The sequence below is a fragment of the Mesorhizobium sp. M1A.F.Ca.IN.020.06.1.1 genome (genome assembly GCF_004023265.1).
GTDB lineage: Bacteria > Pseudomonadota > Alphaproteobacteria > Rhizobiales > Rhizobiaceae > Mesorhizobium.
Window position 1 is genome coordinate 1 of record NZ_RZSR01000134.1, and the last position, 8,985, is coordinate 8,985.

The following is an 8,985-nucleotide window of genomic DNA, read 5'->3' on the forward strand; positions in this document are numbered from 1 at the left end:
GGCGCGCTCTTCGCTTGGGACCTCTGGAACGAGATCCATCCCGAGCAGGCCGAAGGCAGCGCCGACGATTTCGGCGACTTCATCCACGATCTCGGTGCTTTCGTTCGCCGGCTGGAGATTTCGCTCTACGGCCGCTCCCACCCGCAAACGGTTTCGCTCTTCGGACCGGAGCTTCGCTGGCGGGCGCACATGCCGCTCCGCGAACCCATCTTCCGGCATCCGGATCTCGACTTCGCCTCCCTCCACATCTACGAGGAGGGCACGATCGATCATCCCCGCGACACAGTGGCCCCGGCGCTCGGCCTGGGGCGGATCGTCGGCGAGGCCCTGGCCGAAACTCGCGATGGCCGGCCGTTCCTCGACAGCGAACATGGCCCGATCCATACCTTCAAGGACAAGAAGATCACGCTGCCGGAGCCGTTCGACGACGAATATTTCCGCCATATGCAATGGGCGCACCTGGCTGCCGGCGGTGCCGGTGGCGGCATGCGCTGGCCGAACCGTACGCCGCATGTGCTCACACCCGGCATGCGGCGGGCGCAGCGCTCGCTGGCGGGTTTCCTGCCGCTGATCGACTGGAGTCGGTTCCGACGTGTCCATCTCTGCGGCCGGGTGCGGGTTTCCCGCCCCGATGTCGCGGCGGTAGCCTGCGGCGACGATGCCCAGGCGGTGGCCTGGCTGGTGCACCGCGAAACGATCGGGCCCAACGGCATGCTGCAGGCCGACGTGCAAACCGAGCCCGTCATGATCGACCTGCCTGGGCTGGCTCCGGGTAGCTACCGCATAGTCGGCTGGGATACTGCGGCCGGCACGCAAGCGGCGGAATGGCGGGCGCAAGCGGACGGTAGGTTGAAGCTGGAGGTGCCACCGTTCGCGACCGATGTCGCGCTCGCGATCCGCCGATGCTGAGAGGGACCGAAGCCAGCCCGTCCGTCTCTGCTTTGCCTTGCTCGATGGCAGCTCCGAGACCTTGCCGAGACCGACCGGGAGTATCGGCGGTCTTCTACATTTTCGCGGCTGAGCGGGGAACACTTCATCCACCTTCGGGTTCGGAAGTTATGCGTCATGCGCCGCCCGCGGCAGCCCGCTCAGCTTCGGCAATGAACGAGGACCCGATTATTCCACTCGCGAAAGCGATCCGAGAGCGCAATGCGGTGCTCTTTGTCGGAGCTGGTGTTTCGATGAGCGTGGGGCTGCCTTCCTGGGAGAAGCTGATTGAGCGCATGGCGAGCGAACTCGGCCTGGATGGCGCGAGACCGCGTGATCGCTTCCAAACCCTGGCCGAGTATTACCGGATCAAGCATGGCAGCATCGGGCCGTTGCGTAGTTGGATGGACAGGCACTGGACCGTGACGAGGGAGAAGATTCGGGAGTCCGAACTGCATCGTCTGATCGTCGCGCTGGATTTTCCGGTGATCTACACCACCAACTATGACCGGAACCTCGAAGTCGCCTTTGAGATACACGGCCGCGCATATGTGAAGGTGGCAAATGCTAGGGATGTCTCGAAGGCTCGCCGGGACGTCGCTTGCATCGTGAAATTCCACGGCGACTTCGATGACGATTCCTCGCTGGTCCTTACGGAAACCGACTATCTCGATCGGTTATCCTTCGATTCGCCGCTCGATGTGCGGTTTCGTTCCGATGCGCTGGGCAGCACGGTTCTGTTCGTCGGCTATAGTCTCTCGGACCTGAACATCCGGCTGCTGTTGCATCGGCTTTGGCAGACATGGAACCGTTCGGGCTACGAGGCGGATCGGCCGCCGTCATACATTTTCATGGCGAGCCGAGACCCCGTCGAAGAAGCCGTGCTGGGGCGTTGGGGTATCTCCGTGCTCACAGGCGACAACGACGATCCGGAAGTCGGTCTCGTGAGTTTCCTCAGTCGGCTGGCCGAGGTTGTGAACGATCAGGAGATCACGCTGGGCTGAACGCCGTTCAGCACGCGGCAAGAACGAAGAATTTGCCCAACCCAAAGAGGGTTTCGGCCGTTGGTCGACCGTGCCGGCCAATGCAAGGAGTAGGAATGTGCCGCAAGCCGTTAGCCCAAACGTGAATCCGGCTGCCAGCGCGGTCACATTCGACAGTTTTTTCATGGGCGGTTTCGAATGCTCCTCGCACCGGCGAAAGGATGGCGTGCGTCTCGATCTCGTGCGGGCGACTGGCCATGATTCTCACGCAGAACGCGACTATCGCGGCTGCGCGAACCTTGGGCTCAGAACTGTTCGTGACGGGCTACGCTGGCACCTGATCGAGAAGGCGCCGGGCGTGTACGATTGGTCGAGTTGGGCGCCGATGATCGAAGCGGCAAATCTCGCCGGCGTTCAGGTCATCTGGGATGTCTTTCACTACGGAACCCCCGATTATCTTGACCAGGGCGGGAAGGAGCTGATCGAGCGCTATGCCGATTTCGCAGCGGAAGCTGTCCGGTTGCATCGGGCCGTCAGCGGGAAGCCTGCGCTCGTCTGCCCGATCAACGAGATATCGTTCTTCGCCTGGGCAGTCGAAGTGGGCTATTTTCCACCGGCCGGCCCAAGGCGAAGGGGTTGGTTCAAACGCCACCTCGTCAAGGCTGCCGTGCAAGGCATACGAGCCATGCGCCAAGCGGATCCAGAATGCCGGTTCATCTGGGCCGAGCCGCTTATTCACATCGCGCCGCGCGATCGAAGCCGCGCTGAAATGCGGGCGGCTGAAAAAGTCCGTCAAGGACAGTTCGAAGCGTACGACATGCTGATGGGGCGCGTCGAGCCGCAGCTTGGCGGCAGCGAAGATCTCATCGATGTCATCGGTCTGAATTTCTACCCGCACAATCAGTGGTACTTGCACGGGCCAACAATCCCGATGGGGCATCACGAATACCGGGCTCTGTCGGAAATGCTCGTCGAAGTCGCCCAGCGCTACCGACAGCCGATGTACATTGCAGAGACAGGTGCGGAGGGATCGGGGGGCCCGGCATGGCTTCACTATGTATGCGACGAGGTGCGGGAGGCTATGAACCAAGGCGCGCCCGTCGGGGGTATTTGCCTTTATCCGATCACGGCTTACCCGGGATGGGACAATTCACGCCACGCCGAAGTTGGCCTTTTCTCCGTCATCCATGCGGATGGATCGCGTCGCACCCGTCAGCCGATGGCCGATGAACTGGCGAGGCAGCAGAGGCTGTTTGGCCAGCATTCTCGATCCACGCAGCCTTGCATGCCGGAGTAGCAAGCGGCTTTAGCCCGGCACAGCCATTGCCGGCTGCAAGGCGCCTCCAATTGGGACCGTTTTCTGAATGCGGGCGAAAGTAGCCAGAGCCTGACCCACGACCTGGTCCATGTTGTAATAGCGGTACGTCGCAAGGCGTCCGACAAACCAGACATCCGGGCGACTGGCGGACAAGGCTTCATATTGCTTGTAGAGCGCTTCGTTTTCCGGCCGGGGCACCGGGTAATACGGATCGCCAATGTCGGTCGGGTATTCATAGGTGAGGCTTGTCCGGGCGTTCTTCTGACCGGTCAAATGCTTATACTCGGTGATCCGGGTGAAGTCCTCCGTTTGCGGATAGTTGACCACAGCGACCGGCTGGAACTGTTCACAGTCGACGGTCACGTGCTCGAAACGCAGTGAGCGATACGGCAGGCGGCCAAGTCTCCAGTCGAAGAATTCGTCGACAGGGCCGGTGTAGATCAGCTTGCGGAACGGAATCCGGTCCCGGACCTCACGATAATCCGTCTGCAGCATGATCTTGATATTGGGATGGTTGAGCATGCGCTCGAACATGCGCGTGTACCCGTTCGCGGGCATGTGCTGGAAACTGTCGCCGAAGTAGCGGTCGTCGCGGTTGGTCCTGGTCGGAACCCGGGCGGTTACCGATTTGCTAAGCTGGGAGGGGTCTACGCCCCATTGCTTCCTGGTGTAGCCGCGGAAGAATTTCTCATAGAGTTCCCGCCCGACAGTGCTGACCACGACGTCCTCGGCCGTGTGGACTTCCTCGATGGTCTCGCGGCGAGACGCGAAGAAGTCTTCCAGTTCCACCGGATCCAAATCGAGACCATAGAGGCGGTTGATCGTATCGAGATTGATGGGGATCGGGAGAAGCATTCCGTCGACCGCCGCCAGCACACGATGTTCATACGGCCGCCATGTCGTGAAGTGTGACAGATAATCCACGATGGACCGCGCATTTGTATGGAATATGTGCGGCCCGTAGCGGTGGATGAGGATGCCTGCTTCGTCGTAGCAGTCATAGGCGTTACCCCCGATGTGATTGCGGCGATCGATGAGGAGAACGCTTTCTCCCCGCTGCGAGGCAATCCGTTCGGCGAGAACGCTGCCGGCGAAGCCGGCGCCGACGATCAGCCAGTCGAACATGGTCAGGCGCTCCTGCGGAACGGGACGACCTTTTTCCGAGCACTGGCGTTCCTGATATGAGCGGCCATGCCATTCCATGTGCGCTTCCAGGACATGTCCCGGAGATAGGCATCGACCTGCTGAAGCCGCGCCTCGCGCGATTGGGTAAGGACGGATCGCAGCTTGATGTCGACGTCCTCGGCGTCCACTATGTCGACGAGCCCGGCTGCGCCGTAGGTTCGCACAACATCGACAATTGCTGTTGAAACCACCGGCAGGCCAGCGGCGAGGAACTCCGGCGTTTTTGTCGGGCTGATGAAGCGTGTGGCCTCGTTGAGCGCGAACGGCATCCAGCCGGCGTCCCAGTGGCGCAGATAATCTGGAAGATCGGCGTAGGCTTTCCCGCCGAGCCAATGCAGATTGCCCGCTGTCGGCAGGCTGCTCGGGTCGATCTTGACCACCGGACCGAGCATGACGAAATGCACGTCCGGCATGGCCTTGGAGGCCTGGGCCACGAGATCGATGTCGAGGCGCTCGTCGATGACGCCGAAGAAGCCCACCCGTGGATGAGGAATGCCGAATTGATCGGCCGGGTCCTTGCCGGGTGTCCTTGCCTTGTGGAAGTGGCTGACGTCGATGCTGCTCGGAAACGGATAGATGGCACGGTGCTGGCAGCGCTTCGCTTCAAAGAGGCTCAAGCCGCCGGTGAAGACCACGTCGGCGCGCCCGAAGAGGGCTCGCTCCATCATGGCCAGCTCGGTTGGCGCATTCTTGAACGCCGAAAGTTCGTCCATGCAGTCATAGACGCAGACATCGCAATTGATGTGCGCGCTGAAGCGTAGGGCCATGGGCGTGTAGTACCAGGCGGTCAGGTTAGTGTGCGGCGTCGAAGCGATGATCCGGTCGAGATATTTGCGCTGCACGGCATCAGCTCTGGCCGGGCTTGTGCCAATTGGAAGCAGAGGAGTCGCGACCCGAATTGCTGGCGCCACCTCTGAGAAACGCATCGAAGGATGCGAGCGCTCCTCGAAAACAGGTTCCTCGAAATAGATAATCTCATGTTCCTTCGCGGCCAAGGTAAGAATATGCTGTGGACGCTGATAGACAAAATTCCATCGTAAATGAGAGAAGCATATCAGTAAGTCTTGCGTCCTCGTGGTTCTTCTGCGAGTTGGTATTCTTATTGCCGCGTCCATACAAATTTTCCCTAGTGGCAGAACGGTGTATATTGCGATTAACATTTGTTAATCGCAGGCAGCGGAGGCGAGATCCACCTTTCCGTCTAACTTTCCTTCGAATAACTTGTTCCAGCCGCGAACCGTTAAAGCGGCGAAGGATCATGCCGCGGTGCTGCTGCCCCTTTGGGAGGTGGAGCCAAGATTCGCACGCAGGTTCTTGGGGACGGTCACTCGGTGGCCGTATTTCGGTAGCATGGGCAGCTAAGCTGTTCGACGGCTCCAACGATTCGCCTGGACCGGAGCCAAACGAGCCTCAAACGGCCGGCAATTGCTGGGGCAGGTGATGAAGATCGAGTTCGAGACGAATGTGTTCCCGCTCTTCCATCCGCAGGCGGTGGACGATCTCAAGGATCCATGCCCCGTCTTTGACGGCAGGCTTTGGCACGTCTTCGGCTCGAGCGGCACGGTAACAACCGAGAGCTGGAAGATACTTCACGCAACCGCGCCGGAGCTGCATGGTCCCTGGACGGAGCACGAGCCCATCGAGCTTCCTGTCACAGGATCGGGCGTTGCCGCGCCCGGTGTTGTCTACGAGCTCGGCGTCTTCCACATGTTCATCCAGACCGAGTTCATGAAGTCCGGCGGCCGCTGTGAGCACGCGGTGTCGAATGATGGCTTCAACTGGGTGGTGCTCAACCCGGCAATCCTGTCGATCCCTGGCACGGACGAAGATGGGATCTATGATCCGCATCCGGCGATCATCGGCGGCAAGCGCTACATCGTCTATTCCGGCATGCCGAAATTCAGTCGTGTGCCGCAACCCGATGTCTACCTGGCGCGCAGCCAGTCGGACTCGTGGTTCGGACCTTGGAAGCGGCTGGGCAGGATCCTCGACCATAGTGAGATCCCACACCACAATACGCGCGATGATCCCGACTACGAGTGGGGGATCGAAGGCGCCCAACTGGTCGAGCTCCCCGATGGCCGCGTGCTTCTCAACGCCACGTGCTTCCTTCCGCGGGGAGCGCGAGGAAGCCGACAACGCGTGTTTTTCGCCATCGCCGCCGAGGTTACCGGACCGTACGTTTCGATCGGTCCGGTTCTTGATCCAGGCGGGCCAGGAGAAAACGGTCACTCGACCGTCATGATCGAGGGCGAACAGCTCACGCTTTTTTATCAGAGCCGTGTCGCGGCGACGAACCATCGCTGGCGATATGGCCTCGCCAGATGCGATATCAGCGTCCTGTCGAAGGTTGCGTGACAGCCCGGGTTCCGGCGTGGCGGGGTTCAATCATTTCAAAGCATAGAGATAGGCCGCGATATCACGCGCCTGCTGCTCGGTGATCCTCGTCGATGGCATGGCGGTGTGCGGATTAATCTCTCTGGCGCCGCGTATCCAGCGGATCAGGTTCTCCGGATTGTTCGCCAGCACGCCGCCGATAATGACCCGGCCGGCGAGGCTGGCGTCGAGGCGCGGGCCGACCTGACCTTGCGCGCCCGGCACGCCAGGGATCGTATGGCAGCCGGAGCAGCCGTTCGCGGTCATGATCGGAATGGCGCGCGCGCCCACGCCGCCGGTTGCCGCATCCGACTCGTGCCGGACACGATCACGCCGGTCGGCCCATAAGGCCACGGCGGCGACGGCTACGGCAACTACGATCATGGCGGCGAGGGCGCCGGCGATCAGTCTAGCCAGATCGGAGCGCATGCGTCGCCTCCCTGGTTCCGCTCTTGCTTATCCAGAGGCCGGCGAGCAGCAAAGCGGCTCCGCCATAGATCAGGCCAGCCGGAACCCACATCACCAGACCCGCAAGCTGCTGGTCCTCGATCGGGCTTAAACCCCACAGCGCTGCGCCACCGGCATTTTCCGGATACCAGAGTTTGGGCGACAGCAGCAGCAGCACACCGAGCAGGCCGGTGTGCATCGAGGTGAAGAAGAGATGCATGACAGCGCTGCCATAGGCCTGCTGCCGACCGGAACGGGGCAGAAGCGCCCACCAGAACAGTAAGGCAGTGCCGAGGAAGCTCGCATGCTGGGTATAGTGCAGCACGCCCCGCTGCAGGGCTGCCTCGAACAGGAACGGGATGTGCCAGATCCAGATGGCGATCGCGTGGATGATTGTTGCGTTGAGAGGGCGGCTGGCGAAGGCCCAGACCGCCTGCAGCATCTTGCCATGCGTGAGCCTTCCCGTTCTCTGCCGAAACGCGACCGGTAATGCCCATACCAGGGCCGCGCCGGGGCGGGCTGCAACCAGCAGCGGAGCCGCCAGCGCCATCAGCAGCTCGTGCTCGATCATGTGAGCGGCAAAGACCCGCTCGCCGAGCGCATGGATCGGGCTGACCAGCGCTCCCGTCAGCACGCACCACCCTGCGGCGAACAGCAAGGTTTGTCGTATCCGCTCTGGTCGGCCTCGGCTGCTGCGGCGCCACAGCCGGTTGGCGCCGGTCGCATAGACCAGCGCGAGCGCGGCCAGCGGAAGCGTGATGGGAAGGGCAAGCGTCCACCCGGCCTCGGGCGCGCCGGCGCCGTAGCAGATCGAGGTCGAGAAGAACGCCTCGAAGCTCATCGCAGGCACTCGTCGAGGATGAGCGCGGCGCTGGCCTGCATGACGATGACGAGGGCAAACAGCAAAGCCGAAAGCATGCCGAGATCGGCGATGAATCGCTCGGTGCTGCGTGTACGCTCCGGTTTGAAGGCGGCGCCGCCTTGCCGCTTCGCCTGCCACGACAGGACGCCGCCGAGGAGCGAAAACACCATGAGCACCAGTGCGACGGGAAGCACCACCGGGACCTGGCGATTACATTGCCAGGGCACCAGCGCGTAATTCAGCTGCGTAGAGATGGCCCAGGCCAGAGGCCCCGACACAAGACCACCCCAGGACGTTCCCAAACGCAGCGCGCGCATCAGCCTAGCCTCGGGGCCCAGTAGATGAGCAGATAGATCGGGATCCAGGTCAAGACCACGAAATCCCAGTAGAAGACGTTGTCGCCGACGTCGCCGAAACGCCGGCCGCTATAGGCGTGGCGCGTGAACATCAGCACTGTCAGAACGATCGTGTCGCCGACATCGGTGATCAGATGGATGGTGTGCAGGCCGAGCAGCACCCAGAGCATCGAGCCATAAGCGTTGGTGTCCCAATAGATGTTCAGGGCCGGAAACTCGAACCAGCGCACGATGAGCGGCGCGCTGCCGAGCAGCGACATCACCACCATGCCGATCCGCACCGGCCCGATGGCGCATTGCTTGGCGTAGCGGTTGAGGAGGTGGTTCGGCACCAGGCTGACGATGAGAAGCAGCGTCACGATCGTTCCCGGCCAATGGTTGGGCTCCGGGGCGCTCAGACGCCAGTTGGGCCACAAGGTCGCCAGATACAGATAAGCGCCGGCCGCCAGCGCAAAGCCCATTCCTTCCAACGCCATGAAACCGAGCGTACCCCACCAAGTAGGGCTGCGCGGACCAAGCCCGAAGCTTGGC

Annotated in this window: 9 protein-coding genes and 1 pseudogene; 4 read left to right on the plus strand and 6 right to left on the minus strand. The window is 61.7% G+C overall.

The genetic code is table 11. The features are described 5' to 3' along the window. From EOA60_RS37430 to EOA60_RS08695, 3 genes and pseudogenes are all read left to right on the plus strand, one after another. Positions 1 to 909: pseudogene (locus EOA60_RS37430) on the plus strand (hypothetical protein); the annotation flags it as partial. A 191-nt stretch (positions 910 to 1,100) separates the two neighbouring features. Then, complete coding sequence (locus EOA60_RS08690; protein ID WP_095777407.1) at positions 1,101 to 1,931, plus strand: SIR2 family protein; 831 nt, start codon at positions 1,101 to 1,103, stop codon at positions 1,929 to 1,931. Between the two features lie 97 nt (positions 1,932 to 2,028). Next, on the plus strand, positions 2,029 to 3,207 hold the full coding sequence (locus EOA60_RS08695; protein ID WP_095826075.1) for a beta-glucosidase: 1,179 nt from the start codon (positions 2,029 to 2,031) through the stop codon (positions 3,205 to 3,207). A 9-nt stretch (positions 3,208 to 3,216) separates the two neighbouring features. Here the strand turns inward: EOA60_RS08695 and glf are convergent, their stop codons facing one another. Together glf and EOA60_RS08705 are read right to left on the minus strand one after the other, a co-directional pair. Next, positions 3,217 to 4,353, minus strand: a complete 1,137-nt coding sequence (gene glf / locus EOA60_RS08700; protein ID WP_095826020.1) for a UDP-galactopyranose mutase — start codon at positions 4,351 to 4,353, stop codon at positions 3,217 to 3,219. A gap of 2 nt (positions 4,354 to 4,355) precedes the next feature. After that, positions 4,356 to 5,528: a glycosyltransferase gene (locus tag EOA60_RS08705; protein ID WP_095826019.1), complete on the minus strand. Its 1,173-nt coding sequence runs from the start codon at positions 5,526 to 5,528 to the stop codon at positions 4,356 to 4,358. Positions 5,529 to 5,853: 325 nt separating this feature from the next. Here EOA60_RS08705 and EOA60_RS08710 point away from each other — a divergent pair, with 325 nt between their 5' ends. Further along, a complete protein-coding gene (locus EOA60_RS08710; RefSeq protein WP_066993843.1) occupies positions 5,854 to 6,771 on the plus strand; it encodes a hypothetical protein in 918 nt (305 codons plus the stop codon). A 30-nt stretch (positions 6,772 to 6,801) separates the two neighbouring features. Here EOA60_RS08710 and EOA60_RS08715 read toward each other — a convergent pair whose 3' ends face one another. The 4 genes from EOA60_RS08715 to EOA60_RS08730 all read right to left on the minus strand — a co-directional run. Continuing rightward, positions 6,802 to 7,218, minus strand: coding sequence for a c-type cytochrome (locus EOA60_RS08715; protein ID WP_066993840.1), 417 nt, complete (start codon positions 7,216 to 7,218; stop codon positions 6,802 to 6,804). Continuing rightward, positions 7,199 to 8,077: a cytochrome c oxidase assembly protein gene (locus tag EOA60_RS08720; protein WP_095777401.1), complete on the minus strand. Its 879-nt coding sequence runs from the start codon at positions 8,075 to 8,077 to the stop codon at positions 7,199 to 7,201. The genes EOA60_RS08715 and EOA60_RS08720 overlap by 20 nt, the downstream gene beginning before the upstream one ends. Further along, complete coding sequence (locus EOA60_RS08725) at positions 8,074 to 8,415, minus strand: hypothetical protein (RefSeq protein ID WP_095826018.1); 342 nt, start codon at positions 8,413 to 8,415, stop codon at positions 8,074 to 8,076. Before EOA60_RS08725 ends, EOA60_RS08720 begins: the two co-directional genes overlap by 4 nt. Then, a partial coding sequence (locus EOA60_RS08730) for a cytochrome c oxidase subunit 3 (protein WP_128311244.1) occupies positions 8,415 to 8,985 on the minus strand: 571 nt, incomplete at its 5' end. The genes EOA60_RS08730 and EOA60_RS08725, both read right to left, overlap by 1 nt.

Excerpts from the sequence above, each read along its gene's own strand:
- EOA60_RS08705 (WP_095826019.1), bottom strand. The coding sequence starts at position 5,528 with ATGGACGCGGCAATAAGAATACCAACTCGCAGAAGAACCACGAGGACG.
- EOA60_RS08720 (WP_095777401.1), bottom strand. The coding sequence starts at position 8,077 with ATGAGCTTCGAGGCGTTCTTCTCGACCTCGATCTGCTACGGCGCCGGC.
- glf (WP_095826020.1), bottom strand. The coding sequence starts at position 4,353 with ATGTTCGACTGGCTGATCGTCGGCGCCGGCTTCGCCGGCAGCGTTCTC.
- EOA60_RS08690 (WP_095777407.1), top strand. The coding sequence starts at position 1,101 with ATGAACGAGGACCCGATTATTCCACTCGCGAAAGCGATCCGAGAGCGC.
- EOA60_RS08725 (WP_095826018.1), bottom strand. The coding sequence starts at position 8,415 with ATGCGCGCGCTGCGTTTGGGAACGTCCTGGGGTGGTCTTGTGTCGGGG.
- EOA60_RS08710 (WP_066993843.1), top strand. The coding sequence starts at position 5,854 with ATGAAGATCGAGTTCGAGACGAATGTGTTCCCGCTCTTCCATCCGCAG.
- EOA60_RS08715 (WP_066993840.1), bottom strand. The coding sequence starts at position 7,218 with ATGCGCTCCGATCTGGCTAGACTGATCGCCGGCGCCCTCGCCGCCATG.